This window comes from Candidatus Roizmanbacteria bacterium CG_4_9_14_0_2_um_filter_38_17, assembly GCA_002788855.1.
GTDB lineage: Bacteria > Patescibacteriota > Microgenomatia.
Genome location: PFSB01000026.1, coordinates 39656 through 64836 on the forward strand (window position 1 = coordinate 39656; position 25181 = coordinate 64836).

Genomic DNA, 25181 nt, shown 5'->3' on the forward strand with positions numbered 1-25181 from the left:
GGTCTTGCCTTGTTTATTTGATAGCATCGGTAAGATTATAGATAGGCATAATGATTGCCAACACAAGAAATCCTACGCCTACGCCTAATACAATCATGATAAGGGGTTCTATGGCAGTTGTCAATGCGCGAACAGACTCATTAGACTTGGTTTCAAAAAAATTAGCTAGTCTTTGCAAGGTTTCATCGAGTTTGCCTGTTTCCTCACCAATTGTAATCATTTCCGCAAATATCGGAGGAAAGTTTCTGTTACTTGCAATTGTGATTCCCAGTGGATATCCCTTTTCTACTGCTGAACGAGCTTGGTCAAGACCTTTTTTGTAAATAACGTTATCTACTGCCTCGGCTACTATCTCTAGTGCTTTATTGATTGCTAGTCCTGCGCCAGCCAGTATGCCAAGGGTTCTGGCGGTTTCAATTAAGATAATTTCTTGTTGGAGAGGTCCAATAAGTGGAATTCTTATTTTCAGAGTGTCCCATATTTTTCGCCCAGATGTGGTCTTTTTCCATTGCGTGAAACCAAAATATAATCCACTAACGCCCAAAAGGATTAAGTACCAATAATTTGCAAAAACGTCTGACACCTTAATCAAAATTTTAGTTGCTATTGGCAAGTCTACTTCAAATTCTGTATATAAGTTGGTGAGCTTTGGAACAACAAAAGACATCATAATAAAACCAACTATTGCCATACCAATGATCACGATAGTAGGATAAATCATCGCCCCCTTAACCTTGTTTTGAAATTCTCGATTTTTTTCAAGATTATCTGCTAGTCGATTTAACACATTGTCTAGAGTACCAGATGCCTCGCCAGACTGGATTAGGGCTATATATGTTCGCGTGAAGTGACTGGCGTTTTTTTCAAGTGCATCTGCGAGGGGAGTACCGCCTTGTACATCAGAAAGAATATTGTTTAACAAGTGATTCATCTGCTCACTTTTACTTTGAGTAGCCAAAATTTCTAGCGATTTTGTTAGTGGTAAACCTGCGTCGATCATTGTAGCTAATTGGCGGGTAAAATCGGTAACGTCCGAACTTGAAACACGACCAATTAATCTAGCTATGGGTATTTCACGTCTGATTTTTTCATCTATAGAAAGTACAAAGTATTTTTTTGAACGTAAGGTTTGTGAAGCAGTTTGAGCTGATGTGGCCTCTACTAAACCCGTGACCTTGTTGGAATCTTTGTCTATAGCCTTGTACTTATATTGTGGCATTATTTACGTTTTAACTGACGCATGAGCTCATCCGGTCTGTACGCCCAGTCTTTGGCCACTTCGAGAGAAATGGTTCCGTTGTTCACAAGGTTTGCCAGCGAGATTTCCAACAGATGCATACCAACTTCAGCTGATGTCTGAATTATGTTATCTATCTGATGCGTTTTACCATCTCGAATAGCGGTTCGCACAGCTGTAGTTGCAAGTAGTATTTCCGTAGCTGGGACACGGCCACCTTGAGTAGCAAGTACAAGACGCTGAGAGACAATTCCTTCTAAGATATCTGCTAATTGAGCTCGAGCCTGGTTCTGCTGGCTCGGAGGAAACACGTCAACCACGCGCTCAATTGATTGTGCGGCAGTATTGGTATGTAAGGTAGCAAAAACAAGATGTCCAGTTTCGGCAAGAGTAATCGTGGCTTGTATGGTTTCAAGATCTCTCATTTCTCCTACAAGTACTACATCAGGATCTTCACGAAGGGCTGCCCTAAGAGCAAAGCGCCATGAGCTGGTGTCTGTATGAAGCTCTCGTTGAGAGACGATAGATTTACCTTTGGGAAAAACGTACTCAATAGGGTCTTCAATGGTGATAATATGCTGAGATTTTTCCATATTGATGGAGTTTATCAGGGCTGCTTGAGTTGTTGTTTTGCCGTGTCCAGTTGGCCCAGTCATAAGGACAAGGCCTTGGCGCAGTTTCGTAAACTCGTGGAGCAATTTGGGTAAACCTAGCTCATCAATTGTGCGAATCTGTTGGGGAATAAGCCTGAATGCAGCCGATGGGGTGGAGCGTTGGTAATACAAATTTACGCGGTAAAAAGCACTATCTGATGCAATGGATAAATCTAGTTCTTTATTGGCATAAAAAAACTTTAACTGGATTTGGGTTGTAACTGAAGCAATGAGTTGATCTATGTCTTCTTTAATCAGATTATTGTAATTAGGAATAGCTATAAGTTCGCCGTTAACACGAACCATAGGTGGGTAACTCACTATCAAATGTAGATCTGATGCTCCGCGTTTTTCAGTAATGGTGAGTAGTTCTTTGATAGTCATATTTATTTTGTATTCTCGTTTAAAGGCTAAGCCTTTCATTACATGAAGGGCTTAGCCTTGACTCGCTTAGTCTTGGGCAACTCGCAGTACTTCTTCGATACTGGTTATGCCTTCAACAGCTTTAAGATAACCGTCTTGTTTCATGGTTATCATTCCTTCTTCAACTGCTTGAGCTTCAATTTTTTGGGAAGTCTGATGCTCAACAACCATATTGGCTATTTTGTCAGATACTGGCAAGACCTCATAAATTCCAACTCTACCTAGATAGCCGCTTTGATCACACTGTTTACAGCCCTTCCCTCGTTTTAATTTAACACTATTGCTATCTGGAAGTAAAGAACCCAGAGCTTCTTTAATATCCCGTAAGACCTCCTCAGGGGGGTTGTATCCTTCTGCACAGGTTGAACAGAGTCGACGCACAATTCGTTGCCCCACAATACAGTTTACTGATGAGGATAGTAAAAAACTCTCTGCTCCCATATCTAAAGCTCGGGGAATCGCCCCAGCAGCTGTATTGGTATGAATTGTGGAAAAGACCAAATGACCAGTGAGGGCCGCTTGCACTGCAAGTTGAACAGTTTCGCTATCACGAATCTCTCCAACAAGGATAATATTTGGATCTTGCCTTAAAAAAGAGCGCAAACCAGAGGCAAAGGTCAAACCCGCTTGAGGGTTAATCTGAACCTGATTAATACCAGATATCTGGTATTCAACTGGGTCTTCTAGTGTCATAATATTAACCTTGGATGTATTAAGTTTGCTCAACACTGAATACAACGTGGTTGTTTTACCAGAACCGGTGGGACCTGTAACTAGGATAATTCCGTATGGGCGTAAGATATTTGCCTCCAAATTCTTAAGAGCACTACCACGCAGTCCAAGTTCAGTTAATGCAGGTACTCCACCGCTTTTTTTAAGCAAACGCATAACGACTTTCTCGCCATTAACTGTGGGAAGTGTGGAGACACGAAGGTCGACCTCTTTATCACCAGTTTTAAAGTTAAAACGTCCATCCTGAGGAATACGCCGTTCATCTATCTTCATAGCAGACAGGATTTTTATACGGGACACTAGAGCTGAGTGAACACTTTTTGGAAGAATAAGTCTCTCGTGCAAAATTCCGTCAATACGATAGCGAATGCGTGTACGGTCTTCTAGTGGTTCCACATGGACATCTGAAGCCCGAGCTTGCACTGCATACTCAAGTAAAGTAGTAACAATTTTTGAAATAGGAGCCTGCCTGATCATTTCCTGAGCTGTGTCTTTTGTGGTTTTACCTTCTTCTTCGGGTAAAGCAGATTCCTTAACCGCGGCTATAATTTCAGAGGAGATGCCTTGGGTGTAGTATTGGTCTATTGCTGTTTTAATATCTGTGCTAGTAGAGAAAAAAGGGGCGATAGACATTCCTGTTTTTTTCTCTATAAAATCTATAACCTGAATATTGAATGGGTCCTGCATAGATACAGATAGTAAGTTTCTGTCTTTATCTAGTCTTAGTGGAAAAACGTTATAACGTCTGGCGACCACTTCAGGAACATATTGGATAACTTCAGGCGAGATGGAGGCACGGTCTAACTTAATAAATGGTATACTGGATAGTTCGGCCCTGGCTTGAGTAATAGTATCCTCATTAACTATTTTTTTATCCAGCAAGAGCTGTTGAATGGGAATGCCTGTGTTTAAATATTCCAGCTTTATCTTCTCAGATAGATCTGGAGGTATCTTGTGCGCAGCTGTTAAATTTTCCAGTAACGCGGTGCCAGTATCCATTTGGGCATACATGATATTATTGTACCATTAATCATGCAAAGTATACTATTTATAGGTTCGGATGTTGGAGCTAGAAATTATAAACTTGACGCATGGGTAGCAGAGAAGGGGATTCGGGTAAGCGACGTCTATAGGATAGCTAATAATGATAGTGTAAAGATAAGCCAAATCCGTTCCTTAACAAGCTATTTATATAAAAAACCTCTCAGTAGCACTCATCGGGTAGCAGTTGTGTATGAAGCAGAAAAATTAACAATACCCGCTCAGAACGCATTTCTAAAACTATTGGAAGAGCCACCAAAAACAGCATATATCCTCTTAGGAGCAAGAAATAAGCTAGCACTATTGCCGACTATTGTCTCCAGATGCTTAGTAATAAATACACCCATCACTAAGCATGTATTAAAGTGTAAGGATGAGATAGAGAAATTGCTGGAAAATATGGAAATAAAGGCCATCTTTGAAAATGCAGAAAGCTTTGGAAAGAATAAGGAAACAGCAGAGGAGTATCTACATGAACTACTATTTTATCTACAAGATAGTTTTCTAACTGGTAGAGGTGTGGAACTAGAAAAACATGCTAATCTGGCAAAACAGGTAAACTTAAGCCTTCGCATGCTTTCAGTAAACGTCAACCCCCGCCAAATCTTAGAAAACCTATTTCTATAGTTAGTGTCAAACGCTGGACGTTTGACACTTTACAACCTCGGGGGTTACAAATGCCTTATTAACAGCCTAAACCAAGAAGATTATTTATTTATGATAAAAAGAATTTCTGACTCATGATAGATAAATCTCCCAGAAATATTTTTTTTGCTTGAGTGTGAAATTGAATAGTATTGAATAGTATAATTAGTAGTAAATGAATAAACTAACACCAGAGGAAGGGAGAGTAATAATAGATAAAAGGACAGAGGCTCCGTTTATTGGCGAGTATGTTAATAATAAGACCACGGGTGTTTATGTTTGCAGACAGTGTGAAACACCACTATATGATTCTAAAGATAAGTTTGAATCTGATTGCGGGTGGCCAAGTTTTGATAATGAGCTAAAAAGTGCGGTTAGCAAGAATTTGGATGCAGATGGACGACGGACTGAAATAACGTGTGCCAATTGTGGTGGTCACCTTGGACATCTATTTATAGGTGAGCACTTAACAGATAAAAACAGTAGACATTGTGTCAACTCAATTTCAATGAAATTCATTCCGAGAAAGTAGTATCAATATCGAGAAGCGGGTTCTCGATATTAAAAGCTAGTTCTAGTCTTTTTTCCAGAGGTGTGAACGTGGCACATCCGATGGGTGTGTAATTATTGATTATTTAAAGCCCAAATTTGTTTTGCTCTATCAGGCACACTTCCTGGAGAAGCTGTGCTGTAGCAACCAGTATCAGTAGGCCAGACTGCTTTAGAATTCCAGAGTTTTAATTCACACCGCTCTGGATCAGAAGTATTTTCTAAATTTGTTAACAAATCATATTGTTGACCATCTGCAGATACTCCATATGTATATGTTAGCGCAAACCACCAAGGTGTATCATCATTCCCAAGCTTGTTGGATGGATCTTTTGGTACTTCACTAATAAATTCCAGAAAATTATTGTCTGTTGTCAACCAGTTTGCCTCTGAGCAGTAACTAGTTGCCCAGACATTACGATATCCACCACATGAGCTAGATGCTCTTATGGGGGGGGTATGTACCGTAACTGTCGTAATAAAGCTGAAGAGCTGTGCTTATCTGTTTAATATCTGTTCTGCGACGAGCATCTCTCGCCCTTACCATTGCAGACGTGAAAGAAGTTAGACCAGTCGCTGCTAGAAGACCAATGATGGAAATTACAACCAATAGTTCAATAAGAGTAAATCCCTTTTTATGAACATTATATTTTGGTTGATTTTTACTGCGTAAAAAGCTTTTCATCTATTTTTTGTGGTAAAAGCACTTTCTCTGATGAACTTGTTCCATGAAATAGCTCGTCTTCCAGTGGTGATAATTGGGCTTTTTTCTTTCCACCCCAAGCAAGAGATGTTATTATGATAATCATCACTGCTATAAATCCAACTAATGCGTAGCTTATCCATTGTTTGCTCATATTGTGATATATAACACTAATTGGGTAACCATTCACGAGTTTACAAAGGATTCAAAACCGAGCTTTACATGAAATGGATAGCTTGGCTTTAGAATCGGATATAATCGCTCGCTTAAGGCAAGGCCATTCATTTCATGAAAGGCCTTGCCTTGTTTCGCTCAGTTTGTTAAATCCTGAATGGTTACCTAATTGGTAGTTGCTATTTGTAGGTAGTCTAGATATACTGTTTGTTGGTTATAAGCATGGGTAATTTTAGATACGAAAATAAATCAAGGGATAATAGGGATGATCGAGGTCCAAGAAGAACTGAGCTACACGACGCTGTGTGTGATGATTGTGGTAAGAACTGTAAAGTACCTTTTAGACCAACTTCTGGTAAACCAATATTTTGTAGTGATTGCTTTGATAAAAAAGGTGGAGGAAACAATGACCGTCCAGATCGAAGAGATTCACGCGGTGGTGATAGGAGAAATGATAGACCACGGCCACCCCACTCTAGTCCTAGTGACCCAAACATCTCACGATTAGTAGAAAAAATAGATATCCTAAACAGCAAGCTAGATCAGATCATTGACTTAGCAAATTCTATTATTACCACCAAAGAAAGGCCAAAAAAAGTTGCTCCTGTTAAAGAAGTTATCCCAGTTGTAGAAAAGACAGCTTAGTTACTGATTTTCCTTGCTAGGTGAAAATCTTACTGCTATAATGCCCTCATGCCTAAAGCTTCGAATGACTACATGGGGGAACAGATCATCGTCCTGGAGGGCCTCGAACCAGTAAGAAAACGTCCTGCCATGTATATTGGCTCGACTGGTCCCGATGGGATCCAGCACATTGCCAAGGAGATTGTAGACAACTCAATTGACGAAGCACTAGCTGGACATGCTAAAAATGTCTGGATAATTAAACGCAAAGATAACTCGGTAACAGTGGTTGACGATGGCAGAGGTATTCCAGTTGACAATATTCCAAAATATAACAGACCAGCTTTGGAGATTGTGATGACGAAACTCCATGCTGGAGGTAAGTTTGAGGGGGATTCATATAAGATTTCCGGAGGGCTTCATGGGGTAGGATCCTCAGTGGTAAATGCTTTATCCGATTGGATGGAAGTATGCGTGCGCCGAGATGATAAGTTCTATGTGCAAAAATACAAACGGGGAGTTCCACAAACTGATGTTAAGGTCGTACCTAAGTACGAGGTTGCAACTGGTCATCCTCGGTTTGATAAAGAAATAGCCCAGGTGGAAACGGGGACTTATTCTAGCTTTATGCCTGACAAGCAGATTTTTAAAGTAACAATTGAGCTAGACTGGGATTTATTCCTCAGTGACATTAAAGAACGCGCCTTTTTAATCTCCAAGCTGTATTTCCATATGTACGATGAGTCAACAGGTCGAGAGATGCATTATTACTTTGATGGAGGAATTGTGTCCTTAGTAAAGGATCTAAATAGGAATAAAGAAACAGTTCATGATCCTATTCTTATGACTGGCGAGCAAGATGATATTTTTGTAGAGATTGCCATTCAGTATAATAATTCAGTCAATGAAAATATTGAGAGCTATGTCAATGTAATAAACACCGCAGAAGGTGGCACGCACGTTACTGGCTTTAAGAGCGCTTTGACTAGGTCTATTAATGATTATCTACGTGCCAATGGTGGTGATCCTGAGGGAGTAACTGGTATTGATACTAGAGAAGGGTTGGCCGCAATTGTTGTGGTAAAGATGTCTTCAAAAGATCTGCAGTTTGAAGGACAAACTAAGGGTAAGTTAGGTAATACTGAGGTTGCTCCAATTGTACAGACGATCATGAAGGAAAAGCTTGATATTTTCTTTGAAGAAAATCCTCAAGATGCCAGACGCATCATGGATAAGATCATCATCGCCAAACGAGCACGTGAGGCAGCAAAAGCAGCAAAAGAAGCCATTATTAGAAAAGGCGCCCTTGAAGGATCCACTCTACCGGGGAAACTTGCAGATTGTCAATCAAAAGATCCAGCATTATCTGAAATTTTTATCGTGGAGGGAGATTCAGCAGGAGGCTCAGCAAAGCAGGGGAGAGATAGGAAGTTTCAGGCAATATTGCCACTTCGTGGGAAATTACTTAATACTGAAGAAACTAGACTAGACCGGATTATTAAGTTTAGTGAGCTTAAAGATTTAATAATTGCCATGGGCACAGGAATTGGAGACACGTTTGATGGCTCTAAACTTAGATATCACCGTATTATTATTATGACTGATGCGGATGTTGATGGAGAGCATATTGCTACACTTCTTTTGACCTTTTTCTTTAGACATCTACCGCATATAATTGAAGAGAGGTACCTATACATTGCTCAGCCACCATTGTATAGATTGGGAACTGGTAAAAACACCCAGTATGTATATACAGATGAAGAACTAAAAGAGCTGACAAAAGATAAGGGAGAAGATAAAATAGATCTACAGCGCTACAAGGGCTTGGGAGAAATGAACCCAGAACAGCTGTGGGAGACAACGATGGATCCTAAAACTAGGATACTAAAGCGAGTTTCTATTGAGGACGGAGTTAAAGCTGACCAGGTTTTTACAATGTTAATGGGAAGTAACGTTGCACCGCGTAAGCGTTTTATTCAGTCTCACGCGGAGAGTGCAACATTAGATTTATAACTATATGAAAGGAAGTGATTTCACAATATGAAAAATATACCAGCGGGTAAAAACCCGCCAAAATTAATAAACGTATATATTGAGATTCCTGCTGAAGGGGATATTAAGTATGAAATCGACGAAGATTCAGGAGCACTTTTTGTGGATCGTTTTGCATTTACAGCTTTTGTGTATCCGTTTAATTACGGATTCATACCAAATACAAAAGGGGAAGATGGAGATGCATTAGATGTGTTAGTATTGTCTAGTAAAAAGGTTGCCCCAGGAGTAGTAATACCGTCCCGACCAGTTGGGATGCTAGAGATGGAAGACGAAGAGGGAATAGATACTAAAATATTAGCAGTACCTGTAGAAAAAGTTGATCCATTCATGGCACATGTGCAAGATATAAGCGATGTTACTGATCCAGTGAAGAATCAGATACGCCACTTTTTTGAGCACTATAAAGAATTAGAGCCAAATAAATGGGTTAAACTGAAAGACTGGAAGGATAAGGCGTCTGCAATGGAGCAAATCCAGAAGTCATTGAAGTAATAGTTTTATGGAAACAGAAGAAAATAAAGAACAAGCCACTGGCTTGAGAGACACTAAATTCGGTAAAATTCGTGAAGTAAATCTCACGAGTGAGGTGCAGAAGTCGTATTTAGATTATGCAATGTCTGTTATTGTGGCTCGAGCTCTTCCTGATGTTAGGGATGGGTTAAAGCCTGTGCATAGGCGGATTCTTTTCTCTATGCACAAGATGGGACAGCACCACAGCGCTAAGTACACTAAGTCAGCCAAGATCGTTGGAGAAACCATGGGAAAGTACCATCCACATGGAGATGGTCCAATTTATGGGTCTCTTGTCCGCATGGCGCAAACATTTGCAATGCGTTATCCATTAGTTGATGGACAAGGTAACTTTGGCTCTATGGATGGAGATCCACCCGCTGCAATGCGTTACACAGAAGCTAAACTTACTAAGATTGCTGATGAGTTGTTGCTGGATATAGATAAAGACACGGTAGATTTCGAAGACAACTTTGATGGATCACTTCAAGAACCCAATTACCTTCCGGCCCGCCTTCCTAATATGCTTCTGGCGGGAGCAGAAGGTATTGCGGTGGGAATGGCAACGAAAATTCCACCACATAATCTATCAGAAGTTGTAGATTCTTTTGTGCATTATCTAGATAATACTAACGCTAAATATGAAGTATTAACCGAAGAAAATAAAAAAGAAGTAGCTCTAGCGTCAGTTAATGAACCATTTGTTGAAACTAAGTTTCTGGAAATCCTAAAACAGGACGTGGTGATGACTAATGATCTGACAGTCGATGATCTGTTAAAACATATTAAGGGTCCAGACTTTCCAACCGCCGGTATTATATATGGTAAAGAAGAGCTGCATCATGCTTATGCAACTGGGAAAGGGAAAATTACGGTGCGTGCAAAAGCAGAAATTAAAGATATTGGCAATGGTAAATCAGCCATTATTGTGACAGAACTACCATATCAGGTAAACAAAGCAAATCTTATTGCGAAGATTGCAAACTTAGTTCGTGATAAAAAACTTGAAGGGATCGTTGACCTACGAGATGAATCTGATCAAAGAGGCGTACAGGTATATATTGAACTTAAACGCGACTCAGTACCTAAAAAGACCTTAAACCAGTTGTTTAAACTTACTGAGCTACAAACTGTATATCCAATCAACATGGTGGGCTTAGTAGGAAAGCAGCCCCAGACACTAACTTTAATGCGGATTACCGAAGAGTTTGTTAAACATCGCCATAAGGTAATTAAGCGCAGATCTATATACCAGCTACGAGAAGCAAAACGTCGAGCTCATATCTTAGAAGGATTGAAGATTGCTGTAGATAATATCGATGAGATTATTGCCTTAATTAGAAAAGCACCAAATGTTGATGAGGCTAGAATCCGGCTCATGGAGAAATTTAAATTATCTGAACTGCAGGCTCAAGCAATTTTAGATATGCAGCTAAAGAAGCTTTCCGCATTGGAGAGGAAAAAAATTGACGATGAATACAAGGAGCTTGAAAAAATTATTAATGGACTCGAGAAACTACTATTGCACCCAGGTCAAATACTAGATGATATTAAGACTGAGCTACTGGAATTAAAAGAGAAGTATGGTGATAAGAGAAGAACTAAGATTATTGCTGCTCAAGCTGGAACATTTTCCGACGAGGACTTAATCCCTAATGAAGAAATAATCGTAACTATAACCCGCGATGGATATATAAAAAGAGTTCCTGTAAGTACTTACAAGGCGCAAAGAAGGGGAGGTAAGGGTGTCTCTGGTATGACTACAAAAGAAGAAGATAGTATTGAAAAAATCATGTTCGCCAAAACCCATGACAATATCTTATTCTTTACAAACAAAGGACGAGTGTTTCAGGATCGAGTATGGGAATTACCAGATAGCTCTAGAAAGTCCAAAGGTAAGGCAGTTGTAAATATTATTGAAGCACAGCGTGATGAAGAAGTGGCTACAATTCTAACTTATGCACCATTGAAGGATGAGCAAAAAATAGATAAGTATATATTGTTGGTGACTAAAAAAGGCACTGTCAAAAAGACAAAATTAGTAGATTTTAAGAATATTCGCACAAGCGGAATTATTGCAATGAACCTTATAGAAGGCGATCAGCTACGCTGGGCAGCCATGACTAAGGGTAACGATGATATTCTCTTAGCAACTAAATCTGGTATGTCTATTAGGTTTACTGAGAAAGATATCAAACCTTACTCAAGAGCAGCTCAAGGAGTAAGAGGTATTACGCTAAAGAACAAAGACGAAGTAGTAGGTATGGAGGTTTTTAGTAAAGAGATAATAAAACCAGATGATAAACGCAAAGCTGCATTTCGAGATATGTTAACTATCTCAGAGAAGGGGATCGGAAAAAGAACACCTATTGAGAAGTTTAATATCCAAAAAAGAGGAGGTATTGGAATTAAGCTTATGAAAACCAATGATAAAACCGGGCTAGTGGTTGCATCTCGCATGGTAGACAATGAAACAGATGCCGTCGTTATAACCTCATATGATGGACAGGTTATAAAACTACCTATTAAAAATGTTCCTCAACTTGGAAGAAATACCCAAGGAGTTATTATGATGCGGTTTACTAAAAAAACAGATAAAGCTGTGTCCGCAGCGCTTCTAACAAAGTAATTGATCATGCTAATTAGCGGCACATCACTTACAGCCAAATTAGACCTTCAACTTAGAGCTAAAATAGATAAACTTAGCCTAAAACCCAGACTAGCAATTGTACAAATAGGTGATAATCCTGAATCAGATAGCTATGTAGGAGCTAAGAAAAGAGGTGCTGAAAAACTTGGTATTAAAGTACACCACGTCCAGATAAAGAAGCACATATCTACATTAGAGCTAATTTCCAAAGTCCAAGAATTAGGAAAAGATAAAAATATTCATGGAATTATTGTCCAACTACCCTTGCCTACAATCCTAGACACCAAAAGGATTATTACAGCTGTTCCGGCCAACAAAGACGTAGATGGGTTTAATCACGAATCTCCCTTCACTCCACCTGTTGCTTTAGGAGTACTTGAGATAATAAAGGCTACAGAAAAAAACTTACATAGTAAGAATATTGTTGTCTTGGGTAGAGGGATTACAGGTGGAGATACAGTTATTCGTACATTAGATAAGCTAAATATTCCTCATGTAGTTATTCATTCAAAAACCCACAATCCCGATGAAATACTAAAAAAGGCGGACATAATAATTTCAGCAGTTGGTAAGCCAGAAATTATTAAAGCAAAAGTTTTAAAACCGGGTGTTAAATTAATAAGTATAGGGATAACTAAAACTAAAAATGGATTGGTAGGGGACTACAACGAGGAAGAAATTAAAGATATAGCTAGTTTTTACACCCCCACTCCTGGAGGCATCGGCCCCCTCACCGTCCACTTCCTAATGGAAAACGTCTACGAAGCAGCTAAGAATTAATCAATTAAAGGCTGGACCTTTTATAGGGTTGAATTAACGCCCTATGTCCAACATAAGACTTGATATATTCTCTGCTTCGCTGTCATCGTTTGAAGAGATTATAAAATTGTAGATAGACTTACTATCTTTGAATTTCCCTGAAAAAAAATCTGTTGTAACTATTTTGTCATTCTTGTTAGAAATGTAAATAGGCAAGGAAGACCACTGATAATCCGGCAATTTATTTTTACTAATTAAACCTGCTTCAGATGGATTTAAGTGAATATAGCGAAATACTTGTAACAGTTGTGGCTCTGAGCTTATTGTAACCGCTTTATAATTTCCTTCATAAACTGATCCGGTAAAATTCTTCTGAAGGTTAAAGTACATTGAATATGCTGTAGCTATTTTTTGCATGAACTTGGGTATTCCTCTATCTTGAACTTGTCTTAGTAATAGATGAAAGTGATTGGGCATTTCAACATAAGCGTGTATTTGAACTAATGGATGAATTAGCTTACTCTTTGAGAGAATTTCATTTAGCTGCTCAATTGAACTTCCATTCTTGATAGTTTGATTTAGCCTGAATAGGTAGTGACCATATGAATAATCGTAATTATTACACCAATATAATAATTGCTCCCATCTTTGATAGTCTCTATTGTTAATATAGATATCTGACTTGCGTACACCACGATTAAAGATGTGGTAGAAATTGTCGTTATAAAATTGTAATTTACGAACCACCACAAATAATAATATCACTATATATTAAGAAAGGTCCAGCCTTTAAAAGATTTATGTGAAGAATGAGTATGGGGCTTGAAATCAGTCCTATTAAAAGTCCAGCCTTTAATACTCACCTTTTGTTGCCTCGGTGAAATTGTTCGTGGATTTTTTTAAGTTGAGGGTTTGTTACGTGAGTATATATCTGGGTTGTCGCAATATTCTTGTGTCCTAGCATTTCTTGGACTGAGCGGATATCTGCTCCTGATGTTAAAAGATCGGTAGCGAAGGTGTGTCTGAGCGTATGGGGTGTTGGTTTTATAGGTAGCTTGGCTCGTTTTGCATACTTTGTAACAGCCCTTTGAATACTACGAGGAGTTAGCCTGTATTTATTACCTTTAGTAGAGTGGGTGATTAGTTTTTTGGTTGTGGGTTGTTTGCCAAGGTGGCGAATAAATAATGGCTGATAATCGTCTGTACGCTCAGATATATAACGCTCAAGCCAATGCACAGATCGATCAGAGAGAAATACGATGCGGGGTCTTCGGCCTTTACCAATAACACCAAACTCTTTCCGTTCAAGATTGACCTGGTCCCGATCTAAGCGCGATAATTCGGCCACCCGCAGTCCTGTTGAAAACAACATCTCAAGGATAGCTTTATCACGTAATTCATTGAGCTTACCAGGATTAGGTTGAGCAAGTAAGCGCTCAAGCTGATCTAGATCTAATACCTCCACTTGTCTAGCTTCCGGCTTGGGAATGTCTATTTTATCTGGCTCTAATGTAGGTATATCATTCTTGATTAAATACCTTAAGAAAGATCTAAGACCTATGACGTGGTAACCTTGAGTTTTTGAGGAAATAGGTTCGCCTTTGTTGTTTTTAAATGTGGTTAAGTGTAATCTGTATTTACGAACTATATCTACAGTTAGCTCCTGGGCCGAAAGGGGAGAGGAGTGGCTTTTTAAGTAGCTTAAAAAACGAGTAAGATAATGACGGTAGTTGCGGATAGTTAAATCCGAAACATTTCTTTCAACCTTTAAATGAGCTAGATATTGTTCAACAAGATCGGGGAGGAGTATCATATCCACAGTGTAACACACATTGTGCGACACTGTCAACCTATTGTACAATAGTAACTATGATTAAGTTGGGAATTAAGGTTGGAGCAAATGAGGATGATATTGCGAGATTGGAAAAAACTAATCCAAATAGCATGGAGGTTAGATTTATCCTGGAGCAAGCCAAATTATTTAAGCCAGTACTAAATTACGCCAAAAAGCATAATATTCAAGCTAATTTTCACCACTGGGCGGCGTTTGATGGAGTCTTAGCTAATACAGCTGCACCTGGAAAATTTGGCAAGGAGTCGGTTCAAACAGTAGTAGATACTATAGATACAGCAGCTGAAAATAAGGGTGGATACGTCGTTTATCATACCGGTACAACCTGGCAAAACAAGGTTGATCATAAAGTTGGCAGACTCACTCCACTTGCGCAAATAGCAACCGAAGATGAGGCAATTGGGCTATTTACTACGCGCGCCTTAAAGCTCCATAGATATGCTAATAGCAAAGGAATTCAGCTCATACTTGAGACTACCCCGATGTTTGACGCAGCCCAATGGATGTCACAGATTGGTCGCTTAAAGCGTATAAGCATCGGTAAGCTACCAATTTCGATAATAGACACCCTGGCAGATCAAGGCATTAATATAGCCAATGACTTTGAACACACCGCCTGTAATTATCCTGATCATGACCATGCCGAAACATTTGACTACCTATACACTAAAACCCAGCAATTACTTAGTCAGACAAAACTGTTACATTTGGGATATTTAATTCCACCATATAACGGAACAGATTATCATGGTGACTTATCTAATCCAGAATTTTCTACAGATGTTGCATTGCCAAATAAAAATGAAATGTTAAAACTCTTGGAGCTTTTTAAAAACCATGAAAAGCTCTGGATTATTTCAGAACCAAAGACAGACCATGTGGGATCCTATGAAAAAGCGAGTGATCTCCTACAATCTGCAGGCATTAGATTCGAATAGCTATCAAACTTAAGACCCTATTATCAAAGACGCCTTACAGGGCCTCTGGGAGCCTCTTACCCTCAAAATCTGTGTCAATTTGAGCTCAAACAGTATAGTTGGAAAATTAATTTAGAATAAGACGGGTAGGAGAGTAAGTGATATTGGAAAATAGAAAAGTGTTGGGATTTTTTGAAATTTTAGATTTGATGCGCTTAAAAGCGTCTTGTTCACTTAAGAGCGAGCAAGACGTCGTAAAAGGTATATTGTGCGACATACTATAAAGCTGATTAAAACTTCATACATATGGCTAATAATAGAGTGGCGTATCATAAGCTCTACTAGCTTAAGCATAGAGACAACACGCGTTAAGTACCACTACTGTTCGTTACTACCCAATCTTATCAAGAGGTCTTGATAGGTATTTTCGCTTTTGTTTGTTGCTAGAGTTAGTTTTAGTTTGGACCTTTAATTGGCGCTAATCTGTATTTTTTGAGCTCACACATATTCTTTTATTAGCATACTATATCTTATCAGTGCTAAAGTTATACACAAAATACTATGGGATTACTATAGGCCTTCGCCTCCCCTCTCCCCTTTTAGTTTGTCCAGGAAGTTGTAAACAAGGCTAGTAAAAAAACTAGTAAGGCTACAAGTGAAAATTCACGGAGAGTGCGAGGAAATAGTCGCTCAATTAGCTCCTGTTGGGTAACCCCAACTCCAAAATAAAACAGAGTAGTCAGTAGCAATGCCTGCATTGTAGATTTTATTGGCCAAAAGCTTAAGGCAAGGCTTACCTCCGCTAATGACAAAGCTAATAGGAGCGAGAGAAAAAGCAGTCGCCTACTATACTCATTTGTCAGTTTCATATACCATAAGCTATGAAGGGTTAATGGGAAGCTAATACACAATACAATTCCTGCATTATAAAAGGGATTAAGATGTAGCGATAAAACTGTTTCAAATAATAGGAAAAGAGCAAGTAGAGTGATGAGCAAGGCAATCGAACGGGCTACTCTTAAAAGTTGAATTGTCTTGTCTGTACCAATATTAAAGATATTTTCAGTTAAAAGAATTGCGTAATACCCCACCCCATAAAGCATTGCCATGGGTAAACGCGTTAACCAACGCACTGGTAGCAAAAAATAGAAAAATGAGACTGCTGCTGTGAAAAATGCAAGAAGTATAACTGCTGTAATACGCCTCATGCCCACAAAATCTGTACTAAATACAATGTAGGCTGCAGCTCCAGAAAATAGTGACAAAGCTATCGCAATGGGAAAATAATAATCAACGTTAGTAACCAACTGAGTAGCTATTAGACCCAGTGTTACAATTATTGTTAAAGCTGTAAAACGCTGACGTTTATTTAGCTTCCGCAGTGTAATCTGCATTCGTGTAAATAGTCGCAACATCTTCATTTTCTTCAAGTTCTTTTATTAATCTATCTAATTTATTAATCTCACCCTCATCAGTAAGGGGCATGGGAATTTTGGTTATATATTCTTGCTTAACATATTGTACCTCAACTCCTCGCTCTTCAAGTTTCTTTCGAACATTCCCTAGTTCTTTAGCATTGGATATAACATCCGCAGTCTCACCTTCTAATTTTACGTCATCAGCACCAACTGTTATAGCTAATTCTATCAGCTCCTCTTCTCCCCTACCAGCACTTGTAATTAAGATTTTTCCAATAACTTTAAAATATGGCTCCACTGATTCTGGACTTACCATTCTTCCTCCACTCTTCCCCAATACGTGACGAATACTGGCTGTTGTACGATTCTTATTATCCGTCTCCGCCTCGATTATTAACGCCACATTATTTAGCACTGTTCCACCAAACTTAGCTTTAGATATATTTCCCTCTTTACCAATTCCCGTACCACGCATAATAGCTTTTTTAATCTTGTCTTTGGTGAGATTAGCAGCTTGTGCTCTTTCAACTGCAAGTCGTAGACGTGGATTAGAATTTGGATCTGTGTTGCCAGATCCCTCCCTAACTGCCATGGAAATAGCAAATGAAAGTTTTGAATATAGCTTGCTACGTTTAGAATCGGCAGCTCCTTTTTGATGCTTAATTGTGCTCCAGTGCGAATGCCCAGACATAGGCTTATTATAACAAATACTGGACATGGCATCGTAATTATGCTAACTTAGGAGCTTAGTATGGTGGATTTGTCTACACAAGCCATACAAGCTGCCCTAGCTTGTGACTGGCAAAAAGCGATTAAGCTAAACCTTGAATTGGTTAAAGCTACCCCCGACGATGTTCAAGCTTTAAATAGACTGGCGTATTCACACATTCAGACTGATGATCCTAAAAAGGCTAAACGAATATATAGCTCTATCCTTAAGATAGACCCACAAAACCTCATGGCAAATAAGAACCTGAATAAACTAAAAGGTAATATCTCCACAGTTAAAGCTCTGCCAACTAACGGACAGATATATATTGATGAACCAGGCATGACTCGCTGCGTTGAACTTGTTAATACCGCACCTAAGGTTGTTCTGAAAAAAATAACACCGGGTATAAAAGCAGAGTATAAGATTGGAAAAAAGAAGATTGAAATTAGGACTGAAAGTGGAGAGTTTATTGGATCTTTACCGGATGATATATCTTTTTATATGAGAAGGCTATCTGAAAAAGGAAATAAGTACGAGATGTACATTAAGGAAGTTGTGGATAGTAAAGTCTCTGTATACATAAGAGAACTGATTCGAAGTTTTGATACCAAAAAAAAGGTGTTTAACTCTCTAAGTTCTTTTTCTCGGTAGTCTCTTTAGGCGTCTTGCCAGAATAGACAATTCGCTTATCTCTTAAAAATATGATTGTTCCCCAGCTTTTCACCCTTCTTACAGATTTTTCAATTTGCTCGACAATTCCATGTGGAACCTCTAGCTCACTTAAGGAACGCCACGCAAGAATGAACGATACTAAAGCCAATAGTATTATTATTACTATAATCATTTTCCAAACATTAGTTTACTAAATTCACTACCTAGGTATAGCTTAGCCACGAGACTGTTGGTACTAGTCGCCTCAGTGACGAGTTCACAGTTAAATGCTTGAATTACCCTTTGCGCAGTAACCGACTGGGCATCTTGCAAATTTGCAACGTGAAGTTGGCAATTCTCAAAATTACTACTCTTATTCTCTATCAGGATGACGTCTGTCCCCATGTTCTCAAGCATATTGCTAGCGAGTCTGGCTAACCCTGGTGTTCCTGCTGTGTTGTATACTATAAACTTAAACTGCTCCTCGGCGAGAGGTATTTCTACAAAATACTGCTGTAATTTTACTGGCAAAAAGCGTGCATCAGCATCTGAAATCTCTACTCCATCTGCTTCCTCGACCCTTGAAACAGTTCTAGTTTTAGACACGTCAATAATATTCTCCTTGGGAACTCTAATACCGTTTAGATTCCACCAAAGCTGAAAGAGCGCAGGGCTACTAAGGTTGCTGGTAAGATACTTTGGAGAAAGTGTATCTATCAATTCAACTAGATCAGATATGCTCTCTGATGATATATCCCTAGATGTCAGGATATATATGTCTATAGGAATTGCTAAAAATCGCTCAAAACTTGCTTCAATAAACCCTTCCTTATGGTCGGTTAACTCTGCAAGCTTAGTTAATTTATTGACAGGATACTTACCAGCACCTCTGGCTGTCTCAATATATGTGTCACTTGGAAAATACAGTGCATGGGCAGTAGTTTTGTCTAAAGCAACCACAATTGCGTCTCTGTCGTTGTATACTAAAACATTAACTCTCCCCGTGGGACTAGATATATGAAGTAAGCTTGTATTTACCAATCTTGCAATGACAATAATACTTAAAAGTAAAATTATAAGTCCGCTGGCTATTTTTAAGATCATATTTTAGTAAGCGTTGCTAATGCCTGTTGTAAGTCAACTGGTAAACTTTGTTCAACTGAGATTATTTTGTTTGTAGTTGGCTGGGTAAACTGAATACGGGCAGCGTGCAAGAACAGTCTCTGACACCAAGTGATATCTTTTTTAAATCTTTTTCGACCTGTGTACTTACTGTCGCTTACTAGTGGATGCCCATAATGCTTAAAATGTACCCGAATCTGGTGAGTACGACCTGTTTTAGGATACGCTTCAACTAAAGTATACAGCTGATCCTTTAATTGGTAGTAAGCTAAAATCTTGTAACTAGTAACTGAAGCTTTGCCATCAGCTGAAACACTAAACTTCTGACGGTTAAAGGAAGATCTTGAAAGTGGCACGTTAATTTCCCCTTCGCGAACCTTGATCTTTTCATGTGTTAGAGCAATGTATGTTTTTTGAATTAGGCGCGCCTTAAATTGAGACTGGAGATTCTCAAAAGCCGGAATATATTTGGCAATTATTAGTGCTCCGCTGGTTTCTTTATCTAGTCGATGTACAATGCCCGCCCTAGAATAAAAATCTGCATTTATATTTCCAGCTGCTAACTGCTTACTACTTATTGCTAACTTCTTTTCTGCCCAGTCTTGAATTGTCTCTGATTTAACTGTCTCGGCGCGATTAATAACAACTCCTGCGGGTTTACCGATTACCATAAGGTCACCGTCTTCGTATAGTATCTCAATTATCATTGAGAGTCCGCTGTGATGACTTTTTTTCGTGTAAGCTTTTTAAGAAACTTAAAGATAAGCTCTTTGTCCTGCTTAAATTTTCTAGTTAACCTATAGAGCATACTTGCAGAAATAACTAGGATAAGTAAGACAATAACCAGAGAAATAGGGACAACAGAGATAAATAATTTGTCGCGGGTAAGAAAGAATGAAAAAGATTCAATTGTAGCCACTAGTGTCGCAGATGTTAAAAATATCCCCATGGGTAATTTACGGGTGATGAGAAAGTACCTACTCCACTTATTAGTTATCAGGTAGAAGGCAGCGAAGTATATAACCGCCTGGATAAGCGCTAGGGGCACAAAATGCCCTGCTTCGCCTACAACTGTCAGCATGCCAAAGTAAGGTATATTTGTGCTTATTCCAATAAGTGATCCATCTAGGAATTGACCAATCTTATATAGTCCCACACTTAAAATCAGTGCTGGAGCAAAGATGTCTAAATACTTTTTATAGCTAGCTTCGTGTTTTCTACTTAAAACGATTACTGAGATAACCGCTGCAACTAAGCCACCATAAGTATAAAATCCTGGCATCCAGCTAGGCAGTAATATTCTTAAAATATTCAAGCCAAACTTCTCTGGATATAGCAGTACATAAGAAAGACGAGCACCTACTATTCCCCAGACAACTGACAACAGATACAGATCCATGGTCTTCTCTTCGCTTAGGTACTCACGCTTTGAAGTACGCCAAACAATAAAAGTGGAGGCTAAGAAAGCTAATAATATGAACACAGAAAACGAAGCAATTCGTATTGGACCAAGTTGTAGTAGCGTGGGCAACATAAGTTATTTGACGCGTTCTATATATTTACCGTTTCTGGTATCTACTCTTATCATATCACCCTTTTTGATAAACATAGGCGCCCTGACCATTGCGCCTGTTTCGATAGTTACCTCTTTTCCTCCCCCACCTGAAGTATCTCCCCTAGCGTCAGGTGGCGCGTCGCTGACCATGTATTCATGTTTTATCGGAAGAGTTACCTCCACAATTACCTCTTCATGCTTCCTTAAAGTTACTTCCATACCTTCTTTTAGATAAGGCATCTTTCCCTCAAGCAAGTCTACTTCAACCTCAAACTGCTCATAGGTACTTGTATCCAAAAAAACTGCTTGGTCCTGATTTCCAACATACAAGAATTGAGCAGTGGAGGTCTCCAGTTGAACAGGTTCAACTTTGATTCCAGATTGGTAGGCTTTGCGAAGCGTCGATCCAGTGGTCAGGTTTTTTGCTTTCAATACAACTTTACCAGTTCCTCTAGCTATCTTCTGGTGCATATATTCTAGCACTTGGTAAAGACTTCCATCTTCACTATATATATTCCCCGGCCTAAGATCAGATATGTTTATCATAGGTATGATTATACCTCAATGGTATAATTTGCAGGTGAGCCGGGGTGGCTAAATCCACCTCATCGGTGGATAATATGTATACTGTCTTAGAGGAATAAAAAGAAGAAAGTTATACATAGGTTGTACAGAAGATTTAAAGCGGCGATTGCATGAACATAACACTGGCAGAAGTGGAATTTACACCTCTAAAAATGGCCCTTATGAACTGATGTACTATGAGGCATACAGTAGTAAAATTGATGCCTCTAAACAAGAGAAATTTTATAAAACAGGGTACGGTAAAGAAGTATTAAAAGGTAAGTTAGAGGAAACTTTGAAATAGGCCGGGGTGGCGGAATGGTAGACGCGCAGGTCTCAAAAACCTGTGGTACTTAGTACCATGTGGGTTCAAGTCCCATTCCCGGCACTAAATTGACTTTAGACCTTAAATTCAACCCTTTTGTAAGGCTTAGCCTTACTATATGCTTAATTAACGGTGTCTTACCACTCCATTTTTGAGTCATCTTGCTTTAAAAAAATTATTAGTGGCTTAGAGAACACAGTTAAAGCTGATGCAATGCTAAGAACATGTTCAGCTGTAGGAATGATGATATTATAAGCACCTTGTATCACTGTTGTTTCTGGAGGAACTAGCTCGTCACCAAATAGAACCCTTACAGTCATAATTTTCTGCTTATCAGTTTCTGAAAGCAAGTTTTCGTGAGCTTCACAAAGCCTTACAGACTGGGCAAATGCTGAACTTGACTTACTCTTAGAACTAAACGATCGAAATCCTGTTGTTGGTCCGACTCTTAATCTTCCACAAACATTTATTACTCTATGAACTATCTCTCTCCTTTCAATAAAGGCGTTAATGGCAGCACTCCCACCAGCACTTGTTCCTACTAAAGAAACTGTATCTCCAGCTTCTGTTAACTGATCAATCATATCAGTTAATCGGTTCAACTTAGGCTCAAAAGAATCTTCTCCATCATGCCAACCAACAGCGTGGACAATTGGCTCTAATCCGTAATTTCTCCAATGACTAACTGCCCATTCGATAGGCTTAACCCTCTGATCTCCAAGACCTGGAATAACTAGAACTTTATGCTCTTTGGACATTCGAGTTTGTTTTCTTCAAATAATACAGTATGTGCAAAAATGGGAGTAATCCAAAATACCTATCCCTATATTTATGACTTTCTACAACCTGCCATCCTTTGTCAGCAAAGTAACATCACCAGTCCCTGAGCTAATATCTATAAATCCTCTTGGATTTAGTTAGAAATGGGACCACTCGATCAACAACTTCAATAGACCTAGCTCTGACAAGTTTCTGTATGAGTTGATTTCATGTGTTGATTATATAACAAGTTCTTGTGATCTCGCAGGGTCGGACCTTTTGAGGTTATTTTTGTGAGATTCTATTAGATGTTTATTTTTCTCTTTTGTGTTTGGGGCTTAAAATCAACCCTTTTGTAAGGTTAAGCCTTACAAAAATTCATGAATAGAGCAAGAATTATTTTCCTTTAAGATTTAGTTTTTGGAGTTTTTTTGTCTTTGTTCATACTCGTACATTATCATGGATTGTATTTCAAAGTATACTACTCAACTTAAAGCAAGGCTTTTGAGTTACTCTAACCCTCGGGGTTAGAGTGGTTTATTTGGTTTTGTTCATTCCGTAGAAGCTGATGCGGTCACCTCTGAAGGCTAAGTCAATTGTTCCTACTTTTCCATTTCGGTGTTTGGCTATAAATAGCTTGGTTAATACCTGTGAATCCCAGTCCTCATTTTCCTCATCTTCCCGGTATAAAAACATGACTACGTCAGCATCCTGCTCAATCGCTCCTGATTCGCGAAGATCAGCAAGCTGAGGCTTTTTAACTCCACGGCTTTCAACTGCACGAGAGAGCTGCGAGAGAGCAAGGACAGGCACTTTTAGCTCACGAGCCAAGTTCTTGAGTGACTGAGAAATCATAGAAACCTCAACAACGCGGTTTTCATACCTGCCGCCCGCATTAGCCAACTGGAGATAGTCAACAATCACCAATCCTATATTATGTTCAAGTTGTAGCTTCCTGGCTTTTGTTCGCATCTCCATCACATTTAACCCTGGAGTATCGTCAATAAATAACTTAGCAGCAGAAAGCTCACTCATTGCTTTGGTTATATTCCCGAGGTCGGAATCTGACAGCTTACCTGTTTTCAGACGCCAGGCGTCAATATTCGCCTGAGCAACGAGCAGACGATCAACCAATTCTTCCTTACTCATCTCCAGTGAGAAAAAAGCAACGGGTACTTTTGAAACCAGTGCTGCGTGCTTGGCGATATTTAAGGAAAAAGCGGTTTTACCCATACCCGGTCTTGCAGCTAAAACAACTAAATTAGAATCTTGTAACCCGGCAAGCTTGTCATCGAGATCTTTAAATCCCGTACTTACCCCTCGAAGCTCCCCTCCTCTTTTGTGAATTTCGTTTATACGCTCAAAGCTGGCAACTAAGGCATCTTTTAGCGCTGTAAAATCTCTTTTAATATGTTGGCGGGAAAGATTAAATATGGAGCTTTCTGCTTGTTCTAGTAGGTCTTTTACTTCTTGGTCATCTTGAAATGACAATTCCGTTGTTTTGGCTGCAACAGAGATTAAGGTTCGTTTGATATATGCTTCTTCAACAATAGTTGAATATTGTTTGATGTTACCTGCAGTTGGCACCACCTCGAGAAGTTCTGAAAGATAAGCAGATCCTCCAATCTTGGCAAGGCTTTTATTTTTTTTGAGCTGGGCTGTAAGTGTTATAAGATCAATTGGTTCCATTTTTTCGTAAAGCTCAAGAATCGCCTCATAGATCCGGCGGTGTTTTTCAAAGTAGAAGTGTTCGGGTGTAAGGCGGCCAGCTATCTCAATGAGAGCACCTGGTTCAATTAATGTTGAGCCTAAAACGCTCTTTTCTGCTTCTTCATCATGTGGGGGGATGCGTGGATCAGCCATTTAAGACAACCATCTGTGTTTCTTCTGGCATTTGTGATTTAGTGATAGTTAGCTTATCTTCTGGTTGGACGTCCTTTTCTCCAATCTGGGAGATAAAGTCTTCCACTCCCGCAAGTTCTTTGTAGATATTTTGATCTAAACCTTTGCGGTTATAATGCATCGGAATGACAATCCCAGGATCTAGCTGTGATGTTACCTGAGCAGCCACTTTTGCATCAATTGTGAATACTCCACCGGTGGGAATAAGCAAGATATCTACCTGGTCCATGCTTTTTAGTGTTTCGTCTGTTAACTTATGCCCAAGGTCTCCACAGTGCAGGATAGAAATATCATCTATTGTGATTAAAAACATGATGTTTTGCCCCCGCTCGGATCCAGAACTTGAATCATGGAATGTTGGGTAACCAATTACGCGTACTTCTTTAATCTCATATTCACCAGGTCCTTCCACAATAAAAGGATTACCCTCTACCTTCTCAATATAATTATGGTCCGCGTGTTGATGAGAAACTGTTAACACATCAGCAGACACCTTAGGAAAGGCAAGCCCTGTGCTTTTTGGATCAAATGGATCGGTAACCACACTAGTTGCTTGACCTTTAATACGAAACGATGAATGACCTAAATAGTGTATAACCATGGTATCTGTATATATACCAGAATTTGAACAATTTTTCAATCGCAAAAA

The 25181-nt window shown here is 39.2% G+C and carries 28 protein-coding genes and 1 tRNA gene; 11 read left to right on the forward strand and 18 right to left on the reverse strand.

Annotated elements, in window-relative coordinates:
* Window positions 1-13 precede the first annotated feature (13 nt).
* The 3 genes from CO050_05805 to CO050_05815 all read right to left on the reverse strand — a co-directional run bounded on the left by CO050_05805 (window position 14) and on the right by CO050_05815 (window position 4056).
* Entirely contained in the window at window positions 14-1219 is a 1206-nt protein-coding gene (locus CO050_05805) for a hypothetical protein (GenBank protein PJC30598.1), read from the reverse strand.
* Entirely contained in the window at window positions 1219-2274 is a 1056-nt protein-coding gene (locus CO050_05810) for a type IV pili twitching motility protein PilT (protein PJC30635.1), read from the reverse strand. Before CO050_05810 ends, CO050_05805 begins: the two co-directional genes overlap by 1 nt.
* A 66-nt stretch (window positions 2275-2340) precedes the next feature.
* Window positions 2341-4056 carry a type II secretion system protein E gene (locus tag CO050_05815; GenBank protein ID PJC30599.1) on the reverse strand — a complete coding sequence of 572 codons (1716 nt, stop codon included), beginning with the start codon at window positions 4054-4056 and terminating at the stop codon, window positions 2341-2343.
* 21 nt (window positions 4057-4077) lie between these two features.
* Between CO050_05815 and CO050_05820 the strand changes: the two genes are divergently transcribed.
* Together CO050_05820 and msrB are read left to right on the forward strand one after the other, a co-directional pair.
* Window positions 4078-4713 (forward strand): hypothetical protein, encoded by a 636-nt coding sequence (locus tag CO050_05820; protein PJC30600.1) that lies wholly within the window; start codon window positions 4078-4080, stop codon window positions 4711-4713.
* Window positions 4714-4906: 193 nt separating this feature from the next.
* A complete protein-coding gene (gene msrB, locus CO050_05825; protein ID PJC30601.1) occupies window positions 4907-5263 on the forward strand; it encodes a peptide-methionine (R)-S-oxide reductase in 357 nt (118 codons plus the stop codon).
* 92 nt (window positions 5264-5355) lie between these two features.
* Here the strand turns inward: msrB and CO050_05830 are convergent, their stop codons facing one another.
* Genes CO050_05830 through CO050_05840 form a run of 3 tightly spaced genes read right to left on the reverse strand, consistent with a single transcriptional unit; the run spans window position 5356 to window position 6173 of the window.
* A complete protein-coding gene (locus CO050_05830; GenBank protein PJC30602.1) occupies window positions 5356-5658 on the reverse strand; it encodes a hypothetical protein in 303 nt (100 codons plus the stop codon).
* A 58-nt stretch (window positions 5659-5716) separates the two neighbouring features.
* On the reverse strand, window positions 5717-5965 hold the full coding sequence (locus CO050_05835; GenBank protein ID PJC30603.1) for a hypothetical protein: 249 nt from the start codon (window positions 5963-5965) through the stop codon (window positions 5717-5719).
* Window positions 5943-6173 (reverse strand): hypothetical protein, encoded by a 231-nt coding sequence (locus CO050_05840; protein PJC30604.1) that lies wholly within the window; start codon window positions 6171-6173, stop codon window positions 5943-5945. Before CO050_05840 ends, CO050_05835 begins: the two co-directional genes overlap by 23 nt.
* Window positions 6174-6379: 206 nt before the next feature.
* Between CO050_05840 and CO050_05845 the strand changes: the two genes are divergently transcribed.
* The 5 genes from CO050_05845 to CO050_05865 are packed head-to-tail and all read left to right on the forward strand — an operon-like array spanning window position 6380 to window position 12776.
* Entirely contained in the window at window positions 6380-6802 is a 423-nt protein-coding gene (locus CO050_05845; protein PJC30605.1) for a hypothetical protein, read from the forward strand.
* A 48-nt stretch (window positions 6803-6850) separates the two neighbouring features.
* Window positions 6851-8794, forward strand: a complete 1944-nt coding sequence (locus CO050_05850) for a DNA topoisomerase IV subunit B (protein ID PJC30606.1) — start codon at window positions 6851-6853, stop codon at window positions 8792-8794.
* 27 nt (window positions 8795-8821) lie between these two features.
* Window positions 8822-9328: an inorganic diphosphatase gene (locus CO050_05855; protein ID PJC30607.1), complete on the forward strand. Its 507-nt coding sequence runs from the start codon at window positions 8822-8824 to the stop codon at window positions 9326-9328.
* A gap of 7 nt (window positions 9329-9335) precedes the next feature.
* Complete coding sequence (locus CO050_05860; GenBank protein ID PJC30608.1) at window positions 9336-11975, forward strand: DNA gyrase subunit A; 2640 nt, start codon at window positions 9336-9338, stop codon at window positions 11973-11975.
* 6 nt (window positions 11976-11981) lie between these two features.
* On the forward strand, window positions 11982-12776 hold the full coding sequence (locus tag CO050_05865; protein PJC30609.1) for a hypothetical protein: 795 nt from the start codon (window positions 11982-11984) through the stop codon (window positions 12774-12776).
* Window positions 12777-12809: 33 nt separating this feature from the next.
* On the opposite strand, the gene CO050_05870 is transcribed toward CO050_05865, so the two are convergent.
* Window positions 12810-13523 (reverse strand): hypothetical protein, encoded by a 714-nt coding sequence (locus tag CO050_05870; protein PJC30610.1) that lies wholly within the window; start codon window positions 13521-13523, stop codon window positions 12810-12812.
* Window positions 13524-13614: 91 nt separating this feature from the next.
* The gene (locus CO050_05875) at window positions 13615-14568 is read right to left on the reverse strand and encodes a hypothetical protein (protein PJC30611.1); all 954 of its coding nucleotides are present in this window, start codon (window positions 14566-14568) and stop codon (window positions 13615-13617) included.
* Window positions 14569-14624: 56 nt separating this feature from the next.
* Here CO050_05875 and CO050_05880 point away from each other — a divergent pair, with 56 nt between their 5' ends.
* On the forward strand, window positions 14625-15545 hold the full coding sequence (locus CO050_05880) for a hypothetical protein (protein ID PJC30612.1): 921 nt from the start codon (window positions 14625-14627) through the stop codon (window positions 15543-15545).
* A gap of 578 nt (window positions 15546-16123) precedes the next feature.
* Here CO050_05880 and CO050_05885 read toward each other — a convergent pair.
* A complete protein-coding gene (locus tag CO050_05885) occupies window positions 16124-16918 on the reverse strand; it encodes a hypothetical protein (protein ID PJC30613.1) in 795 nt (264 codons plus the stop codon).
* A complete protein-coding gene (locus CO050_05890) occupies window positions 16890-17660 on the reverse strand; it encodes a YebC/PmpR family DNA-binding transcriptional regulator (protein ID PJC30614.1) in 771 nt (256 codons plus the stop codon). Before CO050_05890 ends, CO050_05885 begins: the two co-directional genes overlap by 29 nt.
* A gap of 33 nt (window positions 17661-17693) precedes the next feature.
* Between CO050_05890 and CO050_05895 the strand changes: the two genes are divergently transcribed.
* Window positions 17694-18305, forward strand: a complete 612-nt coding sequence (locus CO050_05895; GenBank protein ID PJC30615.1) for a hypothetical protein — start codon at window positions 17694-17696, stop codon at window positions 18303-18305.
* Here CO050_05895 and CO050_05900 read toward each other — a convergent pair.
* From CO050_05900 to CO050_05920, 5 genes are read right to left on the reverse strand one after another with little or no spacing between them, the layout of a single operon-like run.
* A complete protein-coding gene (locus tag CO050_05900; protein ID PJC30616.1) occupies window positions 18277-18498 on the reverse strand; it encodes a hypothetical protein in 222 nt (73 codons plus the stop codon). The genes CO050_05895 and CO050_05900 overlap by 29 nt on opposite strands.
* Window positions 18495-19409, reverse strand: a complete 915-nt coding sequence (locus CO050_05905) for a hypothetical protein (GenBank protein PJC30617.1) — start codon at window positions 19407-19409, stop codon at window positions 18495-18497. The genes CO050_05900 and CO050_05905 overlap by 4 nt, the downstream gene beginning before the upstream one ends.
* Window positions 19406-20134, reverse strand: a complete 729-nt coding sequence (locus CO050_05910; protein PJC30618.1) for an RluA family pseudouridine synthase — start codon at window positions 20132-20134, stop codon at window positions 19406-19408. Before CO050_05910 ends, CO050_05905 begins: the two co-directional genes overlap by 4 nt.
* Window positions 20131-20961 (reverse strand): hypothetical protein, encoded by an 831-nt coding sequence (locus CO050_05915; protein ID PJC30619.1) that lies wholly within the window; start codon window positions 20959-20961, stop codon window positions 20131-20133. The genes CO050_05910 and CO050_05915 overlap by 4 nt, the downstream gene beginning before the upstream one ends.
* A gap of 3 nt (window positions 20962-20964) precedes the next feature.
* Window positions 20965-21528, reverse strand: a complete 564-nt coding sequence (locus tag CO050_05920) for an elongation factor P (protein ID PJC30620.1) — start codon at window positions 21526-21528, stop codon at window positions 20965-20967.
* Window positions 21529-21622: 94 nt separating this feature from the next.
* Here CO050_05920 and CO050_05925 point away from each other — a divergent pair, with 94 nt between their 5' ends.
* Window positions 21623-21850, forward strand: coding sequence for an endonuclease (locus CO050_05925; GenBank protein ID PJC30621.1), 228 nt, complete (start codon window positions 21623-21625; stop codon window positions 21848-21850).
* Window positions 21851-21937, forward strand: a tRNA-Leu gene (locus CO050_05930).
* A 71-nt stretch (window positions 21938-22008) separates the two neighbouring features.
* Here CO050_05930 and CO050_05935 read toward each other — a convergent pair.
* The 3 genes from CO050_05935 to CO050_05945 form a co-directional block, all read right to left on the reverse strand.
* On the reverse strand, window positions 22009-22629 hold the full coding sequence (locus CO050_05935) for a hypothetical protein (GenBank protein PJC30622.1): 621 nt from the start codon (window positions 22627-22629) through the stop codon (window positions 22009-22011).
* A gap of 538 nt (window positions 22630-23167) precedes the next feature.
* Window positions 23168-24493: a replicative DNA helicase gene (dnaB, locus tag CO050_05940; GenBank protein ID PJC30623.1), complete on the reverse strand. Its 1326-nt coding sequence runs from the start codon at window positions 24491-24493 to the stop codon at window positions 23168-23170.
* Window positions 24486-25133, reverse strand: a complete 648-nt coding sequence (locus tag CO050_05945; GenBank protein PJC30624.1) for a lactamase — start codon at window positions 25131-25133, stop codon at window positions 24486-24488. The genes dnaB and CO050_05945 overlap by 8 nt, the downstream gene beginning before the upstream one ends.
* Window positions 25134-25181: the final 48 nt, after the last annotated feature.